Below are 22,563 nucleotides of genomic sequence, written 5' to 3'. Positions count from 1 at the left end.
AAATTTTCGACATAATGACATTACCTTGGCACTGCTAACCTACCGACTGCTTCTTATTTTCCTACTACCTGTTGTGTTGCTCGCGGCAATATTACGCTCATTAAGCCAGCCAGCTTATCGACAAAGGCTACACGAGCGACTAGGTATAGTGCCCAATAAGTTTGGCTCAGGCGGTATTGTTATTCATGGCGCAAGTGTCGGTGAAGTATTGGCACTTAAACCTTTTATTAATCAGTGCTTAGCTGAATTTCCCAATACACCCATAACGGTAACCACCTTTACGCCGACAGGCTCAGAGCAAGTGCAAAAAATTTTCGGTGATCGGGTTCAGCATTGCTACCTTCCGCTTGATGTTTGGCCTTGCACTACACTGTTTCTAACTAAACTCAAACCCAAAGCTTTAGTGGTCATGGAAACCGAACTCTGGCCCAATTTAGTAGCACAAGCGCATAAGCGAAATACCAAATTACTGCTGATCAACGGTCGAATTTCAGATAAATCGGTAGCTAGCTACCAAAAGTTTTCAGCGCTTATCAAACCCTGCCTAGCAAAATTTGATCAAGTATTCGCGCAAAGTGAAGTCAATAAAGAGCGCCTTATCGCCTTGGGGACAAGGCAAGCTCGCTGTCATAACATTGGTAATCTTAAATATGACATCAGTGAAGGCAGTGACACCAAGGTTAAGTACCAAACGCTAAGCCCAATGTTTTCGCCAGCACGCCCTGTATGGCTACTTGCCAGCAGTCATCAAGGTGATGAGCAGCTAATTTTGGATGCTTATCGCCAAGTTCGTGAAGCACATAGCGAACTGTTATTGGTGATTGTTCCACGCCACCCAGAGCGCTTCGACAAAGTTGCCCAGTTACTTGCCCAACAAGGCTTTAGCTATCAGCGACGCAGTGATGCTCAGCCAATATTGCCAGAAACACAAGTTTGGTTGATGGACTCGTTAGGAGAGCTGTTAGCTGCCTATCAACTCGCCAATATCGTGACCATCGGCGGGACGTTTTCCACCATTGGTGGCCACAATCCGCTTGAACCTGCGCTTTATCAAAAGCCAACAATTGTGGGTTCAGACATGGCTAATTTTGCCGAAGTACATCAACAGTTAGTGCAACAAAACGGCATTATCACGCTAGCGCATCAGGACAACAAACAGCAACTCGCTCAGCAATTAAGCTTAGAGGTTAGCCAGCTACTAGCTAACAACACACAAGCGCAAACGTTGGGGAGTAACGCTTATCAAGTGGTGAAAGCCAACCAAGGATGTAGCGAGCGAACCCTAGCGGCACTAAAAACGGAACTGAGCTAAATTGTCTTGAAATGGCCTGTAATGATCTAAGTGCTGACACATCAACCGTGGAACTCGCTCAAGTGATTTTAAGGTGTGTTTGATAGCTCAGGATAGAGATCGGCGATTAGCTGTCGAATTTTATCTTTCACCTGTTCAACAGAAATGTTTTCCATTAAATCATCACCTTTCGCTCTTACCCCCCAAGGGAGTTTGCTAATGGGCTGATGATATTGCGCTTGAATGGCTTGCTGGTAGTAGCTGACAACATATTGAGGGTACAAGTATGGGCCAGTGCGTTTAGGATTGCTGTGTGCATACAAGCCTATGACAGGTGTACCAACAGTCACTGCCATATGAGCGGGCCCAGTGTCAGGTGCAATTACCAAGTGTGCCAGTTTCAAACAAGCTGCTAATTGCACAAGCGAAGTTTTACCAACCAAATTCATCAAAGGCTCAGGACAGTTGGCTTGAATAATGGTCGCTAACTTCTGTTCAAGGTCTGTTGGGCCGCCACAAAGTACAACAGCAAAGCCCTGCTGGTGCAGGTGGTAGGCAATTTCGCCATAACGCTGTGCCAACCAATTGCGCTCAGCTTTGCTAGCCGCAGGACAAATAATTGCAATAGGCTTATCACTCACTAGCTGCTCACTCGCCCATAGCTGCTGCTCATCACTGATTGGCATATGCCAGTGTGGTTTCGTATCGCTCACCCCAAGTTGCTGGGCAAAGCCCATAAAGCCGTCTAACACATGAGGCTCAGCTTGCGGCTGAATTTGGCTGTTAGTAAACAACCATTGCCCTTCCTTGGCACGAGCGCGGTCAAAGCCAATGCGCGTTTTTGCCTTAATCATTAAGCTGGCAATACTAGCGCGCAGTGCAACTTGCATATGCAACAACACATCAAACACTTGGCCTGCCAAGGCTTTGCGTAATGCCATATAGCCTTGCCAGCCGGCTTTTTTATCGAATACGACAAATTTCACACCGGGTAATTCGCTTAACAGCATGGCTTCCACTTTGCCGATCACCCAAGTGATTTCGCAATCAGGATGTTGTCGCTGGATCGCTTGCACCATAGCAACCGCATGACAAACATCGCCAATAGCGGATAAACGTAAAATACAGAGTTTTTTTGGAGCGATCATTTGACCCGCCATAGAGGAATCACCACAATAGGCAGCTTATGCTGGTATTTGAATTTGGCCTATTATCTTGAACCTCGATGCAATTGTAAATTCTGGACTTGCCTCACTTGTAAAAGAACCGCACCAATGGCTGCTTTACAACAAACAATTTGCCCATTTGTTAAACAATGAAATGTTCGACAGTGACTATTGGCAGAATCAAAACGCCGTGACCGGCAGTGCACAGGGGCGCGGCACAACCTACTTTGTCAAATGCGAAGCGCATGATTGGGTGCTTAGACATTACTATCGCGGTGGCCTGATTGGCAAACTTATCCATGACAGTTATTTGTACACTGGCATCAACAACACTCGTGCAGTTAAAGAGCATGTTCTGTTGAGCCAACTGGCTCAATGGCAATTACCAGCGCCACGACCTGTTGCTTGTCGAATTCGTCGCAGTGGGCTGAGTTATCGCGCAGACATCATCTCTGAGCGGATCAACAACGCGGAAGACCTCTACGCGCGATTGTTACGCGAACCATTAACAGACGAACTTTGGCAACGTATTGGCAAGACCATTGCGGCGTTTCACCAAAAAGGTGTATATCATCACGATCTGAACATTCACAACATCTTATTAGATGACAAACAGCAGGTTTGGCTGATTGATTTTGACCAAGGTGAAATACGTTCGGGTGGCGATTGGCAGCAAGCTAATATGGCAAGGCTGTTAAGGTCTTTTCACAAAGAAAAAACCAAGCACCCTGCGATTCATTGGCAAGATGCACATTGGCAGTTACTCGAGCAAAGCTATCTGCAAACGTTCAAGTAACCTATCTTAGAAAGGTTTCTCTGCTAGCTGTACGTAGAGTCACTAGCCAGCTAAACGGGCTTCTTCATGGCGCGCTAAATACAATTCGCGGGCTTTTAGAAATTCAGGTAGCGCTTTTTCTGTGGTGTAAGGTTTTAAGATAACGAGAATCTTTAACACCCCTTCGTAGAATACTGAGGCATCAATCTCATTTTCCATATTCTGTGTTTGGTAGAAGCTTAACCAGAAAGTATTAACCAAACGCAAAATGCTAACGAGATCAGGGAGCTCTTCGTCGTTAAAATTAATCATGCCAGCATCGCGCAATGAAATCATCATATCGCTTACTCGCTTACTGATCAGCTCCTGAACCTCAACATACTTCTCTCGCAACGACGGATTCTTTGCCAGCAATACAGGAAGATTTGCATAAAAGAAACGGAACTTAGACATTGCCTGAAAAACCGCATCCATATACAAAATAATCGCATCAAGCGGTTCGATATCGTCAGACATTAACGGGAACGTATCGAGAATTAAGTTACGCGCATATTGTTCGTATATCGACAGAATAATGTCTTCTTTGTTTCTGAAGTGATAATAGAGATTGCCTGGGCTAATACCTAAATGTGCGGCAATGTGATTTGTAGTGACATTACGCTCTCCATGTTCATTAAACAATTCGATACTAGCTTGAATAATTTTATCCCATGTTTTCATTATTATTGTGTACCCCTCTTCCCAGCTGTCGTTTTATCATACTATCAAAGTCAATCTGACTTAAAGTATTTGCTCAAAAAAACTTGTGATTCGTTGTTGCTATTTTCATCAAGCCGCCTTATCTTGACACTGACAAGATCAAACAAAAGAACAAAGGAAAGAGTATGTTAGCGCACTGGCACGAAATGGTTAAAACACGTAATATCAATATGTTACAAAAAATACTGGCAGATAACGTGATACTGCACTCACCGATTATTCATCGCCCAGTGGAAGGTAAAAAAATGGTTGGTATGTATTTAACTGCCGCCCTCCATACTTTTGCCAATAAAGCCTTTACCTATGATCGAGAATTCCTTTGTGAAAATGGCGCAGTACTTGAATTCAGCACAGAAATTGATGGCATTTTTGTCAATGGTATCGATATGATCACGTGGAACGATTCAGGCGAAATTATTGATTTTAAAGTCATGGTTAGGCCGCTCAAGGCAATCAATTTAATTAACGAACGTATGACAGCCTTGCTTGAGCAATATAAAGCGCAGCAACAAGTATAATGTTCACTTAACTCTCTTAACCGCACAATCACTTTGAATTTATCCGTGCTGATCACTAGAATGATCGGCACTTTAATTTAAATTATTGCATAGAAGATGTCTGTAAAAGCAATTTACCCAGGTACTTTTGACCCTGTAACCAACGGTCATACTGACCTGATTGAGCGTGCCAGCAAATTATTTTCTGAAGTTGTTGTTGGCGTCGCCTTTAGCCCGAGTAAAAAGCCGCGCTTTGATTTAGACCACCGCGTAAAAATGCTTGAGCAAGTCACCGCTCACTTAGACAATGTCAGCGTGATTGGCTTTACTGGCCTGCTTGTCGATCTGGCGAAAGAACACCAAGCTAACGTGCTGATCCGTGGCCTGCGTGCAGTGTCGGATTTCGAGTATGAATTTCAACTCGCCAACATGAATCGCCGTTTATCACCGGATTTAGAAAGTGTTTTTCTAACGCCTGCTGAAGAAAACTCGTTTATTTCCTCAACCCTAGTGAAAGAAGTTGCGTTGCACAAAGGTGACGTTAGCCAATTTGTTCATCCGGTCGTTCAACAAGCACTTGAAGACTCTATGAAATAGGTGCTTTTAGCGCCTTTTCTATCACCTGCAATTGAACTCTACTTAACACAGATTTTCATAGCCTAATTATCACAGTCTAGGTTGTTAGGTTATTTTTGGCAGTGTGGGCAATACACTGAGCTACGATTTGACTGGCGTACCTCTTTCAACGTCGTTTGGCAAGTTAAGCAAGGCTCACCTGCGCGCCCATAGACATACAAAGACTGTTTAAAATAACCTGGGCGACCATCGGCTTGGGTAAAGTCTTTCAGCGTTGTACCGCCCTGTTTAATTGCCGCGGCAAGTACCTCTTTAATGTTATGAGTGAGGACTTGGCATTGCTTTTTAGTCAGCTTACCCGATTTTTTGGTTGGCCTAATACCACTTAAAAAAAGTGATTCATTTGCATAGATATTGCCAACACCAACCACGACCGGATTATTCATAATAAAGGTTTTAACAGGCACCGCTTTATTGCGCGATTTCTCATAGAGATAATCGGCATGGAAATCGTCTGTCAGTGGCTCTGGTCCCAGTTTAGCAAGTACTCCTTGCTCGTCTTGATCACCGGCAAGCCATAGCACTGCGCCAAAACGGCGCGGATCATTGAGCCTTAATGCCTTGCCATTGCCCAAAACAATATCAACATGATCGTGTTTTACTGGCACTAATGCCTTATCAATAACGCGAATTGTACCTGACATACCTAAATGAATGAGTATGCTGCCACTTGCCACTTTAATAATTAAGTACTTTGAGCGGCGTTCAACGGCGACGATCACTTCGCCAACCGCATCGCTAATTTGCTCTGGTATCGGCCATCGCAGTTGACGTTGGCGGACCACAATATCGGTAATTGTTTCACCATCAATATGTGGTTTGATGCCTAAACGGCATACTTCGACTTCAGGTAATTCGGGCATCTTAATTCACTATCAGGTTATGACTGATTTATCAGTAAACCAGTTGGTATGATTTGATTAAACATTGGCAATGGCAGCGAAAAATAGCGATCCAATTGGTGGTTATGAACAACGACTTGTTCTGCCAGTAAATACAAAGTAAATAACTGAATATTGGGTTGATCAGCTAATACCATACTAATAAACAAGCCAGATTGCTGGGAGTGATCTATTTCAATATCAATCACTTGCCCCTGCACTTGTTGCCAAGTACGCATCATTTGCTCGATAAGTTGATTCGATAAACGCTGCGCTGGCAATAATCGCCACCCCTGACCAGCTCGCTCAATAGTGACTTGCTGATCAATATTCATCGTTAGAATCACTTTATTTTCACCAATGACGAACTGTTCAACCGCAGCTGATTGCGGATCGTCGCTTTCACCTTGTTGGGTAAAATTGATTAACAGAATAAAACCCATCACTGAAAAAATAATCACATTATTCCAAGCGGCGCGGGAAAGTCTCATAACATCTTCATTTATCGTCAATTAGCGCTATATCATACGAAAACTATGGCGCTATTACATTAGCTTATAACAATTTGATTAATTATCGCTGAGTGAGCAAATAACCACTCAATTTGATATTAGATAAATTTTAGGCAATAAAAAACCCAGCAATTGCTGGGTTTTTAGAAAATTCGAGAAGTAAAATTACTTGATTTTAGCTTCTTTGTAGACAACGTGCTTACGTACTACAGGGTCGAATTTTTTGATTTCCATTTTCTCTGGCATAGTCTTTTTATTCTTGTCAGTAGTATAAAAATGACCTGTACCAGCAGAAGATACTAAACGAATTTTATCACGCATGACTTATTCCTTAGACTTTTTCGCCGCGAGCACGGATGTCAGCTAATACTGCATCGATGCCTTTCTTATCGATAATACGCATACCTTTAGGAGTAAGGCGTAATTTTACGAAACGGTTTTCGCTCTCAACCCAAAAACGGTGAGATTGAAGGTTTGGTAAGAAACGACGACGTGTCGCGTTTCTAGCGTGAGAACGATTGTTCCCTACAACTGGTTTTTTGCCAGTTACTTGGCAAACTTTAGACATTTGAGTCACTCCAAAATTAATTTCAGCTCGAGCTAATTCCCCTTGGCCGTCGCCTCGGGATCCTGAAAAAGGTGGCATATTATAGTGAAACTAATCCTCGAATGCTAGTACTAATCATATTTTAACCAAATACAATGATAACTAGCTTATTTATCATAGAGATAGAGGTGATGCACAACAAGATTTAGCCCTTAAAAAACCAACAAAGTGCTGATTAATTGTACCGAATTAGAGGGTTTTCGATCCTAACAGGGCCGCTAGCTGTTGTTTTTGATCTTGTGTCGCGAGTTGATCAATCAAAATACGAATAATATGTGACTTCGCCAGCTTAGACTCTTTAGCTAAAACATTCAGCTGTGCAATGGCATCTTCGCTCAAGGTAAACGTTGCATGACGAAATGGTCGGTTACTTTCTTTGCTTTTACTTTTGGCCACCACTTGTTGCTCAGCAGCCGCAATAGCCTGTTCGAGATTTAGACCAGTATTAGGCGCTTTCTTACCTTCTTTAACCAGTTTAGGTTGGCCTTTCGCGTAGTCTTCAGCGTCAGAGATAAACTCATCAACAGTAAAGTTCTTCCTTTTTACCGCTTTCCCTTTGCCCTTTTTAAGATCAGTTAAACTCATGAGAGTTATCCGGCTTCATCGCAAGCAGCTCCTCAGCAATCGCTATCATTTCCTGTGCAGCTTTGCCATCAGGCTCATTTTCTAACACCGAAGAGCCAGACTCTTCGCTATCATCGTAAACATTGCGGTTATAAGTGACTGCGTTAAGTACATTAATGCCATATGAGGCACAGACTTCTTTAGCTTCTAAAATTCGATTGGCTTGGGTTGGCAGTGCTGGGCACTGAGTAATCACAAATGAGGCGAGCATTTTCGGATTAACCATTTTACACGTGCTTAGCATGTCTTCCATATGAGGCACGGTTTTTAAGTCTCGACGTTTCGGGCGAAGTGGAATCACCACATGGTCAGCAACCGACATTGCAGCGCGCAGCGCAAGGTTGTCTTGACCACCACAATCAACCACAACGTAGTCGTAATGTTGGTTTAAACTGAGTAAATCATTGCGGATCTTGCCGTATAATTGAATACAATTGATAGCCGGCAGCGAAGGGTCAGTATTACGCGCCTGAATCCAATCAGACGTTGTGCGTTGCGGATCACAATCAACCATCAAGACAATGGCATTTTTGTGTTTAGCAAAGTACACCGCCATGTTCTGCGCTAAACAACTTTTACCGCTACCACCTTTTTCACCACCAACCAATATCATCATGCTGCTAACTTCCTATCAAAACAGGTAGAATTCTTGTTTACTTGTACACCAGTATAGTTCAAATATCATCTCACATCGCTGTGTGCACTTAACGCTTACTTCTTATCATCTAACGTAAAGGCAACTTCATACCAGCCCGTTGGCTGCTCAATGCAACGCAACACAGTACAATCAAACTCTTGCTGTGCTGAACTGTTAGATTTAAAGGTGATCACCACTTGCGTATTTTCTGCAATTGCCATATCGCTATCGACGCGCACACCACCGCGCGAAAAATCTAAACAAGCCAAGGTTTTTGTCCATTGCCTGCCATCACTGTCAGACCAACTGACTGTGACCAGTTCTTTTTCCATATCTAATCGAATTGATTGACGCCTTTCTATCTCATGGTTACTACTGTCGGTCATAAGACAATCCTTGCTTGTTGCTTTTGATTGAAAATACTTTGCTTAAAACTTTGTTTAGTGCATTGCTCAGTACTTTGTTCATCGGGACAATTGTTCCCTTATTAAGCTAAAATTAGCTACCATTATGCTGATTTGCAACCGCTTTATAATTGCCCATGCTCTGCAAATGAATAACACTGATGCTTAGCGACAATTAAATGATCGAGTACTTTTACCTCAATCAAGGCCAATGCCTGAATTAACCGCTGCGTAATACGCTGATCTGCCTCGCTCGGTGTCGCCAATCCAGACGGATGATTGTGAACCAAAATTACGGCCGCAGCACTTTGTAACAGGACATTTTCGACAACAACACGCGGGTATACCGCAGCGGCGTCTATCGTCCCCTCAAATAATCGTTCAAAGCCGATCACTTGATGCTGACTATTGAGCAAAACAACGCCAAACACTTCATGGCGTTCACCACGAAGCTCTGAAATTAAATAATTTTTGGTATCACTAGAACTGGTTAAATACTGCTGCACGCCAGCTTGCTCTTTAAGATAGCGTTTAGACATTTCTAAACATGCTTGAAGCTGAACATATTTAGCTTGCCCTAAGCCATGATGCTGACAAAAGTCTTGCATGCTGGCTTGGTAAATAGCGGCAATACTGCCAAAATTGTTGAGCAGCTGGCGCGCCAAATCAACCACCGAGCAGCCTTTTACTCCGGTGCGTAAAAATATTGCTAAAAGCTCAGCGTCACTGAGTGCGTGCGCACCTTGATTCAACAACTTTTCACGCGGCCTTTCCTGTGCTGGCCATGTCTTTAACATCCATGTGCTCCTTATCTCTCGCTGACTCTTATGCTGACATCTCATCCCTGATATACTGCTGCCCATTCGTATTTATATTGAGCAGAAGTGCTTTAAGATTAGCAGCGTATGCAAATTTTACACAATAAAAACATTGTCTTAGGAATTACTGGTGGGATTGCCGCGTACAAGGGACCTGAGCTCGTTAGACGCTTAAAAGAACAAGGCGCGAATGTTCGCGTGGTCATCACAGAATCAGCGAAAGCATTTGTTAGCTCACTATCGCTGCAGGCTGTTTCTGCTAATCCAGTTGCTGACGATTTACTCGACCCGCAAGCCGAATTAGCCATGGGACATATCGAGCTAGCGAAATGGGCCGACTTAATTCTTGTCGCGCCAGCAACAGCAAACACCATTGCCAAACTCGCTCACGGTATGGCAGATGACTTATTGACTACGATTGCGTTAGCAACAGCGGCACCTGTTGCCATCGCACCAGCAATGAATCAACAAATGTGGCACAACCCGATCACCCAACGAAACCTTAATGAATTGGCTAAGTTTGGCATCAAACAATTTGGTCCAGCAGCTGGTGAACAGGCTTGTGGTGATGTTGGTTTAGGACGCATGTTAGATGTGCCTGAATTAGTCAGTGCAGTAACTGAGCTGTTTGCTCGTGACCAGCAAGCGCTCGCCGGCCAGCACTGGGTCATAACTGCTGGCCCAACACAAGAGCCAATAGATCCTGTGCGTTATATTTCCAACCATAGCTCAGGCAAAATGGGTTATGCGATAGCACAGGCGGCGATTGAGGCTGGCGCTAATGTCACGTTGATCTCTGGGCCAACAAAATTAACACCGCCAAGTCACAGCCAGCATGTACCTGTCGTTAGCGCGCAAGAAATGCACCAGCAAGCGCTTGCCAACGCGCCAAAAGCAGATGTCTTTGTGGCATGTGCGGCTGTAGCCGACTACCGCGTTGCACAAGTTGCCGAGCAAAAAATCAAAAAGCACGAAGATGCCATGCAAATCAACATGGTAAAAAACCCTGACATTGTTGCCGATGTTGCCGCGCTAACCGAAAACCGTCCGTTTACCGTGGGATTTGCCGCAGAAACGCAAGACGTCGAACAATATGCACGTGGTAAATTACAGCGCAAGAATCTAGATTTGATTGCCGCAAATAATGTGTCTGTTGCAGGTCAAGGCTTTAACAGCGATGACAACGCCTTAACCGTGTTTTCAGCAACCGATAAAACCGAGCTTTCGCTGGCCAGCAAAACACAGTTAGCAAAAGATCTTGTGGCGATTATTTCAGCAAAAGCAGAACTCAAATCGTAAGTATTTGCTTACTAACATAATTATTGCGCTACATCATATTTGTGCCCTTTGGCTTGATGTTAGTATCATCAAGCCGCTAAAATTACGGCGATAAAATCAATAACAATTCGACTGAGAAGTTTTAGATGTCAACCACCGAAAAACCGAATCGTAAACAGCAAATTCTTGAATGCTTGGCTATGATGCTGCAATCAAGTCCTGGACAGCGTATTACCACTGCTAAGCTTGCCGCCGAAGTAGGTGTCTCTGAAGCCGCGCTTTACCGCCACTTTCCGTCGAAAGCCCGCATGTTCGAAGGCTTAATTGAGTTTATTGAAGAATCGATTTTTTCTCGCATTAACCTAATTTTATCAGACCACAAAGAAGCAGTGATCCGCTGCCATCATATTTTGCATGTGTTGCTGATTTTTGCAGAGCGCAACCCTGGTATGTGCCGTATCTTATCTGGCGACGCGCTGATGGGTGAAAACGAGCGCTTACGTTTGCGCGTTAACCAGTTTTTTGAAAAACTCGAGTCTCAATTTAAGCAGGTCTTACGCGAGCGCAAGCTACGTGAAGGTAAAGGTTTTGAGATCTCAGAGCAGGCGCTTGCGAATTTATTAGTCTCGTTTGCTGAAGGTAAAATTAGCCAATACGTGCGCTCTGGTTTTAGCAAAAAGCCAAGCGATGAGTTTAATGAACAATGGCAATTTTTAATGGCAAGCAAATAAGCCTAATACCAATTGAATTAATTAGTTGAACAATTATGGCGTAGGAAAAATGCTCATAAACAAGGCGTTATTTTTTGGTAACTAGTTGTTCTAATTTCAAAAATAACAACACAGTTGATGAGCGTTTTAACCAGCCATAATGATCAAGTATTTATTGAAATTGGTATAACCCAAATAAAATATTCTAACAGCGCCAGCTTCTCGCCTGATAGAGAGCTGGCGTTTTTAATTGAAAGGTAAAACCATGTCGCAACTAGCACAACTTACCCCCAACTCACTTTGGCAATTATTTGACCGTATTTGCAGCATCCCTCACCCGTCTAAACACGAACAAGCGATTTCCGCTTGGATCCAGTCATGGGCGAAAGAACAAGGCATCGCAGTGAAAGAAGACGCTGTTGGTAATCTAATTTTAAAGAAACCAGCAAGCGCAGGCATGGAAGCTAGAAAAGGCGTTATTCTTCAAGCGCATATGGACATGGTACCGCAAAAAAATAGCGGTACTGAACATGACTTTTTAACCGACCCCATTCAGCCATACACAGTTGAAGAAGCCGATGGCCTTTGGGTAACCGCCAAAGATACAACTTTAGGTGCCGATAACGGTATTGGACTAGCGTCGGCATTAGCCGTATTGGCAAGTGATGATATTGCACATGGCCCACTTGAAGTGCTAGTAACCATTGATGAAGAAGCTGGTATGACAGGCGCATTCGGCTTACAGGCAGGTGAGTTTGACGGCGAGATTCTGATCAACACCGACTCTGAACAAGAAGGTGAAGTCTACATGGGCTGCGCTGGCGGTATTGATGGCAACGCAACCTTTGCGATTGAGACAGAAGCCGTTCCTGCTGACTATCAGGCATTCAACCTGTCGCTGTCAGGTTTAAAAGGTGGCCACTCAGGTGTTGATATTCATACGGGTCGCGCCAATGCCAATAAGTTGCTCGTGCGCTTCTTATTGAGTGCTGTTAAACAGTTTGATATTCAGTTAACCGAGCTAAACGGTGGTAGCCTGCGCAATGCCATTCCACGCGAAGCAAATGCCAGTTTTGTCGTTGCCAAGCAATATGTACCGGCATTAACGAAAGCAGTAGCTGACTATCTAGCACAAGCTAAAGACAATCTGAAAGCGATTGAAACGGATCTGGATATGCTGTTGATCTCGCCAGAAGATTTTGATCTGTGTTGGTCAAAAGCGTGCCAATTAACGATTCTAAATGCGTTAAATGCCTGCCCTAATGGCGTTATTCGCATGAGTGATGACATTGAAGGTATTGTCGAAACTTCGCTTAACCTAGGTGTGATGCGCACTAAAGGCAGTAAGTTTGTTGCACAAACCTTGATTCGTAGCTTGCACGACGATGGTCGCTTAGCCACTGAAGAAACCGTGCGCTCAGTATTTGAGTTAGCGGGTGCCGATATCGAATTTACGGGTGCCTACCCTGGCTGGCAACCAGATACCAGCTCACCAATTATGCAGGTGGTTCGTGAAACCTATCAGGCAGAATTTGGTAAATTGCCTGAAATTATGGTGATTCACGCAGGTCTAGAGTGTGGTTTATTTAAAACCGCCTATCCACATTGGGATATGGTTTCATTTGGCCCAACCATTAAATTCCCGCATTCACCTGATGAAAAAGTGAATGTTGAAACCGTTGGTCAATACTGGCAATTATTGTTAGCAGTACTGAAAAACATCCCTGCAAAATAACGTTCAAATAAAGCAAACGTTATCCGTTAAAAAGGTGGCAACAAGCCGCCTTTTTTGATCGTAAAAGTGGCGCTATATTTTATACCAATTGAATTAAAGAGTTGATCAATTATGGCGCAGGAAAAAGGTTCATAAACAAGGCGTTATTTTTTGGTAACTAGTTATTCTAATTTCAAAAGTAACAACACAGTTGATGGGCGTTTTAACAAGCCAGAATGATCGAATATTTATTGAAATTGGTGTTCCCTTTTCAATTGCAATTAACATACGCTATAGTCCCATAAAGCTTACCCTTTTGGGCTATTACAATAGGATAAATGTATGATTCAGCCAGATAAAATAATAATAGCTGACGATCATCCGTTATTTCGACAGGCACTGTTAACCACGCTTTCGCAGAAGATCACTCAATGCCAATGGCTGGACGCAGAAACCATCAGTGAATTGGAGCAGCAGCTTGCTACACACCAAGATGCTGACCTGCTGATTTTAGATTTAAACATCCCTGGCGGCCACGGCTTTAACAACCTGATCAATATCCGGAAAAACCACCCGCAAATTCCGGTGGTGATCATGTCTGCGCACGAAGATAACGATACAATGAATAAGGCTATCGACCTTGGTGCTGTTGGCTTTATTCCAAAATCCACGCCGATAGACATTATCTACCAAGCAATTATCGAAGTGCTTGCTGGTAAACAATGGCTACCCGCCCAATTCAGTGCGCACTCAGCAGCAGATGAGTGTCATGATATTGCCGAGCGCGTCGCCAGCCTGACGCAACAACAGCATAAAATATTACTGATGTTCGCCGAAGGTATGCTTAACAAGCAGATCGCATACGATTTGAATGTCTCAGAAGCCACAATTAAGGCACACGCCACAGCGATATTTAAGAAATTAAATGTCCGCAATCGCACGCAGGCAGTGATTGCCATTAGTCAATTAGACTTAGGCGATCATGACTTTTCACACTAGTGTCACTAGCAACAAGTAGCGTTGACTTAGCGAGGCGACTTGCACAAGCAATTAGCCTCGTTCACCAACAAACTGACGGTGCAGTTGCTCACTTAACTTAGCACTCATCATTGCTCTTAATGCGGCAGGTTTAACCATTTTACGCATAAAGCCGATATCGGCAGCAGCAGCGTTGTCGCTGAGCCCTTGTTCACTGCTTGCACTAACTAAAATAGCGGGTAAATAAACATTCGTCATCTCACGTAATGTTTTGATTAATGCAATACCATTTTCTGTTGCTGACAATTGGTAATCCACTAAAAGAATATCGATATTAAACTTATGCTGCTCAAACATCTCAACAGCGCTAGTGGCGTTATTGGCTGCTAATACCTCACAATGCCAACTGGAAAGCATTTCAACCATACCAGCTAAGACGTCTTCGTCATCATCAATACACAGCACGCAAATACCATCGAGTGCGACTGGCTTAATCGCTTGAGCAACAGGTTTGCTCGCAGCTTCTATTCGCGGAACGTCAATGGCAAAGCAACAGCCGTGACCGAGCTCCGAGTGCAGCGTTAGCTCGTGACCAAGTACCTGACTGATCCCTTGGGTAATGCTTAAGCCGAGCCCTAAGCCCTTGCCTTTGTGTTGTGATTCACTCGCCAGTTGAGTGAACTGTTCAAACACCAGTGCTTGTTGCGTTTGGGCGATACCTGGCCCAGTATCAATCACTTGAATCTGTACTTTATTGGCACGGCGTCTTACCCCTAATAACAAGCATCCAGGGCTGGCATAGCGAAATGCGTTAGTGATCAAATTTTGCAACATGCGCCTTAGCAGGTAGCGATCAGAGTACACCCAAATCTTGGTTGGCTTGACGGTGAAACGCATACCATGTTGCTGAGCGGAGAGTGAAAACTCATTGGCAATTTCATCAAATAAGCTTTGCAGCGCAAATGGCTCAACATCAGGGCTAATTTTACCACTCTCAATTCGAGTGATTTCTGCCAAGTCTGACAATAAGTCATTAGCAACTTTAAGCGAGTGACCAATGTTCTCAACTTGCTTTTGCTGCTGTGCCGATAACGGTTGATTTGCCAAAGCTTCACTAAATAAACGCGCCGCCTCAATTGGCTGCATCAAATCGTGGCTACAAGCTTTTAAATACAAGCTTTTTTGTTGATGTGCTTGCTCGGCTTTGTGTCGTGCCTGCGCCAACTCACGATTCACTTTCGCCAGCTTTTCGGTGCGCTCATCCACTAAGGCTTCTAAATCTACATTGGCATCTTTTAGTACTTTTTCCGCCTGACGGTAGGCACTAATATCGGAAAACAGCATCACAAAACCACCATCTGGCAAAGGATTTCCTTGAATACGGATCACTTTATCGCCAAGTTCCCGTTCTGAACTATGCGGACTACCTTGTCTAAGGAAATCAATACGACGCTGAACTTGCTGCTCAACTTGATCCGCTTCATAAAGACCGCGTTCAAGGTTAAAGCGGATAAGCGAAGCAACAGGGCTACCGACATACACCACAGACTCTGAATAGCCAAATAAGTCGATATACTTTTTATTCCACGCCACTAAATTAAGATCTTTATCAATAATGGAAATACCTTCGCTGGCGTTTTCAATTGCGCTTTGCAGCAGTGATTGGCTAAAGCGTTGCTGTTGGCTCGACGCTTCTTCCACCAGTATCGCCAATTCGTCCAGTGCAAAGTCTCGTCCTTCTAGTGCCGATGACAAAACCAAACGCGCTGACGATGCTCCCATTGTGCTCGCCAGCTTGTTTTCGGTAAATTCCAATAATTGCTGATTATATTGCGCAGCACCAATCACGACTTTATTCACTGAGGCATTAAACGCAGCAAAATGCTCACGTGCTTTTTGCTGACCAATAAAGCGCGACACCAGTAGCTCAAGCTCTTTGGGGCTGACAGTTTTCTTGTGTTGTTTGGTCTTCGCCTCGGGTGCCTGCCATTCAAGAAATACTGAAGCTTGCACGCGTTCTTGCACACTTTGGCGGCTCACTTGCGAAATGATGTACATCACAAAAATGTTAGCGAGCAAGCTCAATAAGCTAACCATAGTGCTACTTTCAGCTAAAGCATCGCTATAGCCGTCAAACCCCAGCCCCATTTGCGGTAAAAAGCTCAATACGAGCCACATCGAAAAACCCACTAAAATGCCGGCAAAAACGCCAGTTAAACTAGCGCCTCGCCAATAGAACGCAGCCAACAAGGCAGGGGTTAGTTGCGCAAAAGCGCCAAATGCCACCACGCCAAGTGCCGCTAACGTATCTGGTGATGCCAGTAAAAACACCATATAGCCCAGCATGATCACGCACAGCACTAATAGCTTTCTTATTTTCAGTAAATTAACGCGAAACTCATTGAATGAAAGATCTTGTTTTCGACCGCGATATCGGTACAGCAATGGAAAAACAATTTCATTGCTGAGCATAGTGCTAAGTGCTATGGCGGCAATAATCACCATAGAACTGGCTGCCGAAATCGCCCCTAAAAAGGCCAGTAATGACATCCAGTTCTGGCCACCAACGGCAGGTAAAAAGAGTACGTAGGTATCTGCTGGTACTTGATTACCTAACAATTCTTTACCCGCTAAGCCCATTGGAATCGCCAGCAACGCAAAAATTAATAAGTAAATAGGAAACAATGAACGCGCTAGTCGAGTATCTCGCTCATCTTGCAGCTCAACCACCATCACCTGAAACTGCCGTGGCAATGATAAAAACGCCGCCATCACAACAAATAACATGGCCAATAACCCAGTTAAGTTAGAAAACTCTAACTGGTTTGCTATTTGTGCTTGAGCATTTGATTGCTGCCATAAGGCTTGTGGCGAGTCGAACAAAAAGAAGCAAACAAACACGCCAATAATGATAAAGGCAATCAGTTTAACCATAGACTCAAATGCTATAGCCAACATCACACCGGGGTGGCGCTCAGTCACATCGAGCTGGCGCACGCCAAATACAATAGTGAAGCCTGCTAGGACCAAGCTAATGATCAGACCAAGCTGGGTGGTGTTGATTGGCGAGCTGCCTTGCAATTGCTCAAATGAATAAACAATGCCTTTGAGCTGCAAGGCCAAATACGGCATGGTACCAACCAAAGCAACGATCGTTACTAAAATCGCCAAGTTATGAGATTTACCAAAACGCGCCGCCAATAAGTCAGCAATCGATGTGAGGTTAAGCTTGATACTGACGCGGATCATGCGCAACAAAAACGGCCACGCAAAAACAAAGAGTAAAATGGGGCCCAAGAAGATTGGGAGATGAGAGAGAAAATCTGTTGCCGCTTGTCCCGTTGTGCCTAAAAAGCTCCACGAGGTGCAATACACGCCCATGGTCATGGCATAAATTAGCGGCTGCCACTGTTTAGTTAACTGATGGCGATACTTGTCGCCAAGATAAGCAATACCAAACAACAAGCCAATATAACTAAAACTAACAACGATCAATTGCCAATTGGCGAACATAAATTTAAAGCATCCTTGTTAGATAAATGAAACGATAAGCAAATACCCTTCGCTTATTGCACAGTTTGACTATAAAACTCACTAATATATTTACCACCTTTTATTGTCACTATCACCCGCATCCGCTGTTTTTCACCTTTTTCGCTAATTCGCTCACGTAAATCCGTTGGTTGTTGCCAATAGTAAGGGCTGTTTGCCATGGCTAAATTATAGGTTTGATATTGCTTAGCACTATCGACAATAAACAGTACTGCACTGTCGATGGGATAGGTTGAGTTAACGCCAGTAACACCATTTTTATCATAAACATTAACGAGCAAATCACCGGCTGCAAAAACACACTTTTCATTGATGACATCACAATGACCATCAGGCACCAATTCAACGACCTTGTCTTGACTCGCTTGATATTCCAAATAGTAATCTGAGGCGATATAGCCACCGAGTAGTAAAAATGGCGCAATAAAAATTGCCAGCTTGGTATGTTTGTTCATATAACCTCTAATAAATATGAGTGAAAAAAGGGTAATCTAGGGTGACACCTAGATTACCCAAAGCCTCGAGTACAACAAACTCTCAAAGCATTTCAGCTAACGCCTCTCTACGAATAGAATTAATGGTCATGCGCACTGGCAATTTGGCCATGTGGCGTACGGAAGTTTTCCACCAACTCTTGAATTTCGCTTGGCGCTGGACCAGTCGCTTTCAGTACAATAAAGGCGACGGCAAAGTTAACCAAAGCGCCGACCGAACCAAATGCGTTTGGTGAAATTCCGAAGAACCAGTTTTGCTCCATACCGCCCATAAATGAGGTACCTGGAATAAACATGATGCCTTTGTGCTGGAACACGTACAGCATGGTTACCCCAAGGCCTGCACACATACCTGCAATTGCGGCCTTGCTACTCATTTTCTTCGAGAAAATACCCATCATCAGTGCCGGGAAGATACTGGATGCTGCTAAACCAAAGGCGAGTGCAACAGTACCAGCGGCGAAACCGGGGGGATTCAGGCCAAGGTAGCCAGCAAACAGTATCGACAAGGTCATCACAATCCGACTGGCACGCAACTCAGTTTTCTCACTCATATCAGGCACCAAAACCCCTTTCATCAAGTCATGGGATACCGCTGACGATATCGCTAACAGGAGGCCTGCCGCTGTGGAGAGTGCAGCCGCTAGGCCACCTGCCGCAACAAGTGCAATTACCCAGTTTGGTAAATTCGCAATTGATGGGTTCGCCAACACCATAATGTCACGGTCAACTTTGACCATTTCATTGGTCGCCGCATCTGAGGTGTATTGAATTTTGCCATCGCCATTTTTGTCTTCAAATTGCAGTAAACCAGTACGCTCCCAGTCTTTAAACCACTGTGGACGCTCATCGTATACCAGATTCTCACCCGCTGCTGGCTCAATGGTATTCATCAAATTGAAGCGTGCCATTGCGCCAACGGCCGGGGCAACGGTGTAAAGCAATGCGATGAAAACCAAGGCGTAGCCCGCAGATTGACGAGCCGCTTTTACTGAAGGCACAGTAAAGAAGCGCATAATAACGTGTGGTAAGCCCGCCGTACCTATCATCAACGACATGGTATAGGCGAACATTTCAACCGAGCCAAGCGTTGAGGTGGTATATTCTTTAAAACCGAGATCGGTGACCACCATATCCAGCTTATCAAGCAAGTAGACACCACTGCCATCGGCGAGTGTTGAACCTAAGCCTAATTGCGGGATTGGGTTACCGGTTAACTGTAGTGAAATGAAAATTGCTGGAATGGTATAAGCGGTGATCAGCACTACATACTGGGCGATTTGCGTGTAGGTAATACCTTTCATGCCACCCAGCGTGGCATATACAAAGACCACACCCATGCCAATATAAAGCCCCATGTCGTATTCCACTTCCAAGAAGCGAGAGAAGGCAACGCCGACCCCTTTCATTTGGCCGATAATGTATGTTACCGATGCAATAATTAAACAGACAACAGCGACAATACGAGCGGTGCGTGAATAGAATCGGTCACCAATAAATTCAGGTACAGTAAATTTGCCGTGTTTGCGCATATAAGGCGCTAAACACATAGCTAGCAGTACATAGCCACCTGTCCAGCCCATCAAGAATACCGAGCCGCCATACCCTAAAAAGGCAATTAAACCCGCCATCGAAATAAACGATGCCGCACTCATCCAGTCAGCACCAATCGCCATACCGTTTTGCAATGGGCTTATGCCACCACCAGCGGCATAGAATTCGCTGGTTGAGCCAGCACGTGCCCACCAAGCTAAGAAGAAATATAAACCGAAGGTACCGCCAACGGCGATCCACGTATAAAGTTTTAACTCGTCCATTACTGGTCCTCCACATTATATTTTTTATCTAGTTGATTCATTTTGTGGGCATACCAGAATATCAATCCGACAAAGGTATAAATTGAACCTTGCTGAGCAAACCAGAAACCTAGTTTGTAACCACCTAAACGAATTGTGTTTAGCGGTTCAACAAGCAATAAGCCAAAGCCGAACGATACGATAAACCATATTGCGAGACAGATTAAAATAAGTCGCAGGTTCTCCTGCCAGTAACTTGTTTCCACAATGATCTCCTCGTGTCGCCTGTTGTGTTATTAGTATCAATCTGTAAGTAGGCTTTTTTAGAATGTTATTGAGCCTACCTTGAGCTAAACACTAGCAAGGAAGTTTTCGCTGAGATATTCAACTTTAGTCTAGGTTGGAGTGAAAACCGTTGACCAGACCGCTGTGCTCGCCTAAAAAAGAACAAGGTAATAGCAAGTGGCAGATACGAATAAGGTAGGCCATATCAAGGTAGGCTATATCAAGGTAGGCAGTGCATGGATAACGAACTCAGTGAAATTTATGCCTTTATTGGCAGCATAGCGCCGTTTGAGCAGGTACCACTTGAACGTATCGTCAAGCTCGTCAGTTACATTAATATTTGCTATATCACCCAGCATCAGCAGCTGCCCCTAGAGAATTTAAAGGCAAGCAATAACTTAAAAACAAACAGTGCCCCTAGTTTTTATATTGTGCGCAAAGGGGCACTTAGCTATGTAAAAACAGAAGCCAAAACCGAGCTCTCTGATCAAGAGCAAGGCAAGGAATTAATAGGCAAATATGGCGAAGGCGATATCTGTACGGTATTTTGCTATCCGGATAAATATCCAGATATTGAGGTGGTTGCCGAAGAAGATTGCCTACTCTACTGCATTGAAAAGCAAGCCTTATTAGATTGTTTCAGTGATACCCCCGCCATTATTCACTTTTTTGAGCGTTCAGCAGCAGAGCGACTAAAAAACCAAGTCACCGCCTTGCATGAGCAGGCCATGGTGGATGCGACATTAGCCAATACCGGGATCGATCAGCTGTATCAGTCGCCAGCCGCTACGATTAAGCTCACTAGCAGCATCAGCGAAACGGCACAAAAGATGACGGAATTAGGTTTCTCCTGTCTGGTTGTTGTCGATAACGCGAACAAAGTATGCGGCATAGTGACCGACAAAGATTTTCGTCGCCGCTGCATTGCCCAAGGCATAGCCCCCAGTGAGCCAATTAGCGCGATTATGACTGCCGACATCACCACCATGGATGTTAGAAATACCGCCTTTAATGCCTTGATCACTATGACTAGCCGCCATATTCACCATTTGCCAATTACCGACCAAGGCCAACTTTGCGGCATGCTCACCATTACTGATTTAATGTATTTTGCCGAACAAAATGCCATCAGTTTGACTAGCCAAATACATAAATCAAGCTCGGTGGATGAACTGGTTGAGCTTAGTCAGTTGTTACCGAAACTACAGATCAGAATGGCAAAACTTGGTATACCCGCGGAGCAAGTGGGTAAAAGTGTCAGTGCCATCATCATGGCAATTACCATTCGCTTAATTGAGATTGCCGAGCAGCTATACGGTCAAGCGCCTGTGCCCTTTGCTTGGGTAGCGGCTGGCTCGCAGGCTAGACAAGAGCAAATGGCACAATCGGATCAAGACAACGCACTGGTTATCGATAATAGCATGCAACCAGAGCACGCCTCTTGGTTTGAAAAGCTTGCAACATTTGTGTGTGACGGATTAGCCAAGTGTGGGTTTATTTATTGTCCCGGCGATATTATGGCGACCAACCCGAAATGGCGACAAACCGAAGAAAAATGGCAGCAATACTTTCATACTTGGATAAGTTCGCCAGATCCAAAAGCACTGCTCCAGTGCAGTGTTTTCTTTGACTTAACCACCATCTACGGTGACACCACCTTGCTCGCTCGCCTGCAACAACAAACCTTGGCGCGAACCCAAAAAGCGAGTTTGTTTGTTGCCCATTTATCGAGAAATGCGCTGCAATTCAAACCACCGTTAGGCTTTTTCCGCGATTTTGTGCTGATTTCCAATGGTGACAATAAGAAGACCATGGATCTAAAGCACAATGGCATCGCACCGATTGTTGATTTAGCCCGTATTTATGCGCTGCAACAAGGGATTAGCGCAGTAAACACCATAGAACGTTTGCGCCAAGCGGCAGGTACACCGGCGATCACCAAAGCATCCGCCGACAACCTCATTGATGCTTTCGAGTTTTTAACCACACTTAGGCTTAATCACCAAGCTGCCCAATTAACCCAGGGCCAAAAAGCGGATAACTATTTATCCCCCAAAGAGATTTCTAAACTTGAGCGGGAGCATTTAAAAGATGCGTTTAAAGTGATTAAAACACTGCAAGATAACCGTCAGGCGGTTTACTGATAGGA

23 protein-coding genes are annotated in these 22,563 nt (G+C 44.3%); 9 read left to right on the top strand and 14 right to left on the bottom strand.

What is annotated here, in order from left to right:
• Window positions 1–25: 25 nt before the first annotated feature.
• The gene (gene waaA, locus ACSLUR_RS16710) at window positions 26–1,312 is read left to right on the top strand and encodes a lipid IV(A) 3-deoxy-D-manno-octulosonic acid transferase (protein WP_448556422.1); all 1,287 of its coding nucleotides are present in this window, start codon (window positions 26–28) and stop codon (window positions 1,310–1,312) included.
• A 68-nt stretch (window positions 1,313–1,380) separates the two neighbouring features.
• Here the strand turns inward: waaA and ACSLUR_RS16705 are convergent, their stop codons facing one another.
• Window positions 1,381–2,439, bottom strand: a complete 1,059-nt coding sequence (locus ACSLUR_RS16705) for a glycosyltransferase family 9 protein (RefSeq protein ID WP_448556420.1) — start codon at window positions 2,437–2,439, stop codon at window positions 1,381–1,383.
• Window positions 2,440–2,506: 67 nt separating this feature from the next.
• On the opposite strand from ACSLUR_RS16705, the gene ACSLUR_RS16700 reads away from it, so the two are divergent.
• Entirely contained in the window at window positions 2,507–3,253 is a 747-nt protein-coding gene (locus ACSLUR_RS16700) for a 3-deoxy-D-manno-octulosonic acid kinase (protein WP_448556418.1), read from the top strand.
• 42 nt (window positions 3,254–3,295) lie between these two features.
• On the opposite strand, the gene ACSLUR_RS16695 is transcribed toward ACSLUR_RS16700, so the two are convergent.
• Window positions 3,296–3,952 carry a TetR/AcrR family transcriptional regulator gene (locus ACSLUR_RS16695; protein WP_115998633.1) on the bottom strand — a complete coding sequence of 219 codons (657 nt, stop codon included), beginning with the start codon at window positions 3,950–3,952 and terminating at the stop codon, window positions 3,296–3,298.
• Window positions 3,953–4,116: 164 nt separating this feature from the next.
• Between ACSLUR_RS16695 and ACSLUR_RS16690 the strand changes: the two genes are divergently transcribed.
• Together ACSLUR_RS16690 and coaD are read left to right on the top strand one after the other, a co-directional pair.
• On the top strand, window positions 4,117–4,509 hold the full coding sequence (locus ACSLUR_RS16690; RefSeq protein WP_448556416.1) for a hypothetical protein: 393 nt from the start codon (window positions 4,117–4,119) through the stop codon (window positions 4,507–4,509).
• A 96-nt stretch (window positions 4,510–4,605) separates the two neighbouring features.
• A complete protein-coding gene (coaD, locus tag ACSLUR_RS16685) occupies window positions 4,606–5,085 on the top strand; it encodes a pantetheine-phosphate adenylyltransferase (protein WP_116015809.1) in 480 nt (159 codons plus the stop codon).
• Window positions 5,086–5,174: 89 nt separating this feature from the next.
• Here the strand turns inward: coaD and mutM are convergent, their stop codons facing one another.
• The 8 genes from mutM to radC form a co-directional block, all read right to left on the bottom strand.
• Window positions 5,175–5,987: a bifunctional DNA-formamidopyrimidine glycosylase/DNA-(apurinic or apyrimidinic site) lyase gene (gene mutM / locus ACSLUR_RS16680; RefSeq protein ID WP_448556413.1), complete on the bottom strand. Its 813-nt coding sequence runs from the start codon at window positions 5,985–5,987 to the stop codon at window positions 5,175–5,177.
• A 17-nt stretch (window positions 5,988–6,004) separates the two neighbouring features.
• Window positions 6,005–6,496, bottom strand: coding sequence for a hypothetical protein (locus ACSLUR_RS16675; RefSeq protein WP_448556411.1), 492 nt, complete (start codon window positions 6,494–6,496; stop codon window positions 6,005–6,007).
• A gap of 186 nt (window positions 6,497–6,682) precedes the next feature.
• Window positions 6,683–6,838, bottom strand: a complete 156-nt coding sequence (gene rpmG, locus ACSLUR_RS16670) for a 50S ribosomal protein L33 (RefSeq protein WP_115998628.1) — start codon at window positions 6,836–6,838, stop codon at window positions 6,683–6,685.
• 10 nt (window positions 6,839–6,848) lie between these two features.
• Window positions 6,849–7,085, bottom strand: coding sequence for a 50S ribosomal protein L28 (gene rpmB / locus ACSLUR_RS16665; RefSeq protein WP_084692866.1), 237 nt, complete (start codon window positions 7,083–7,085; stop codon window positions 6,849–6,851).
• 228 nt (window positions 7,086–7,313) lie between these two features.
• Window positions 7,314–7,709: a hypothetical protein gene (locus ACSLUR_RS16660; protein ID WP_116015815.1), complete on the bottom strand. Its 396-nt coding sequence runs from the start codon at window positions 7,707–7,709 to the stop codon at window positions 7,314–7,316.
• Window positions 7,696–8,364: an AAA family ATPase gene (locus tag ACSLUR_RS16655; protein WP_115998626.1), complete on the bottom strand. Its 669-nt coding sequence runs from the start codon at window positions 8,362–8,364 to the stop codon at window positions 7,696–7,698. Before ACSLUR_RS16655 ends, ACSLUR_RS16660 begins: the two co-directional genes overlap by 14 nt.
• Before the next feature lie 95 nt (window positions 8,365–8,459).
• Entirely contained in the window at window positions 8,460–8,771 is a 312-nt protein-coding gene (locus ACSLUR_RS16650) for a PilZ domain-containing protein (RefSeq protein ID WP_448556408.1), read from the bottom strand.
• A 143-nt stretch (window positions 8,772–8,914) separates the two neighbouring features.
• A complete protein-coding gene (gene radC / locus ACSLUR_RS16645) occupies window positions 8,915–9,586 on the bottom strand; it encodes a RadC family protein (protein WP_448556406.1) in 672 nt (223 codons plus the stop codon).
• Between the two features lie 108 nt (window positions 9,587–9,694).
• Here radC and coaBC point away from each other — a divergent pair, with 108 nt between their 5' ends.
• The 4 genes from coaBC (at window position 9,695) to ACSLUR_RS16625 (ending at window position 14,308) form a co-directional block, all read left to right on the top strand.
• Window positions 9,695–10,906, top strand: a complete 1,212-nt coding sequence (gene coaBC / locus ACSLUR_RS16640) for a bifunctional phosphopantothenoylcysteine decarboxylase/phosphopantothenate--cysteine ligase CoaBC (RefSeq protein WP_448556404.1) — start codon at window positions 9,695–9,697, stop codon at window positions 10,904–10,906.
• 125 nt (window positions 10,907–11,031) lie between these two features.
• On the top strand, window positions 11,032–11,616 hold the full coding sequence (gene slmA / locus ACSLUR_RS16635) for a nucleoid occlusion factor SlmA (protein WP_115998622.1): 585 nt from the start codon (window positions 11,032–11,034) through the stop codon (window positions 11,614–11,616).
• Between the two features lie 244 nt (window positions 11,617–11,860).
• The gene (locus tag ACSLUR_RS16630) at window positions 11,861–13,330 is read left to right on the top strand and encodes an aminoacyl-histidine dipeptidase (protein ID WP_448556402.1); all 1,470 of its coding nucleotides are present in this window, start codon (window positions 11,861–11,863) and stop codon (window positions 13,328–13,330) included.
• Between the two features lie 321 nt (window positions 13,331–13,651).
• On the top strand, window positions 13,652–14,308 hold the full coding sequence (locus ACSLUR_RS16625) for a response regulator transcription factor (protein ID WP_448556399.1): 657 nt from the start codon (window positions 13,652–13,654) through the stop codon (window positions 14,306–14,308).
• Between the two features lie 51 nt (window positions 14,309–14,359).
• Here the strand turns inward: ACSLUR_RS16625 and ACSLUR_RS16620 are convergent, their stop codons facing one another.
• The 4 genes from ACSLUR_RS16620 to ACSLUR_RS16605 form a co-directional block, all read right to left on the bottom strand.
• Window positions 14,360–17,800, bottom strand: coding sequence for a hybrid sensor histidine kinase/response regulator (locus ACSLUR_RS16620; RefSeq protein ID WP_448556397.1), 3,441 nt, complete (start codon window positions 17,798–17,800; stop codon window positions 14,360–14,362).
• A gap of 53 nt (window positions 17,801–17,853) precedes the next feature.
• Window positions 17,854–18,294 (bottom strand): hypothetical protein, encoded by a 441-nt coding sequence (locus ACSLUR_RS16615; RefSeq protein ID WP_448556395.1) that lies wholly within the window; start codon window positions 18,292–18,294, stop codon window positions 17,854–17,856.
• Window positions 18,295–18,413: 119 nt separating this feature from the next.
• Window positions 18,414–20,150, bottom strand: a complete 1,737-nt coding sequence (locus ACSLUR_RS16610; RefSeq protein WP_115998617.1) for a sodium:solute symporter family protein — start codon at window positions 20,148–20,150, stop codon at window positions 18,414–18,416.
• Window positions 20,150–20,395: a DUF4212 domain-containing protein gene (locus tag ACSLUR_RS16605; RefSeq protein ID WP_374188917.1), complete on the bottom strand. Its 246-nt coding sequence runs from the start codon at window positions 20,393–20,395 to the stop codon at window positions 20,150–20,152. The genes ACSLUR_RS16610 and ACSLUR_RS16605 overlap by 1 nt, the downstream gene beginning before the upstream one ends.
• Window positions 20,396–20,650: 255 nt before the next feature.
• Here ACSLUR_RS16605 and ACSLUR_RS16600 point away from each other — a divergent pair, with 255 nt between their 5' ends.
• Entirely contained in the window at window positions 20,651–22,558 is a 1,908-nt protein-coding gene (locus ACSLUR_RS16600; protein WP_448556393.1) for a putative nucleotidyltransferase substrate binding domain-containing protein, read from the top strand.
• Window positions 22,559–22,563 lie beyond the last annotated feature (5 nt).

The sequence above is a fragment of the Thalassotalea montiporae genome, from assembly GCF_053485855.1.
The sequence above is the reverse complement of the archived record's forward strand: the minus strand, read 5'-3'. Positions and strand labels throughout refer to the sequence as shown.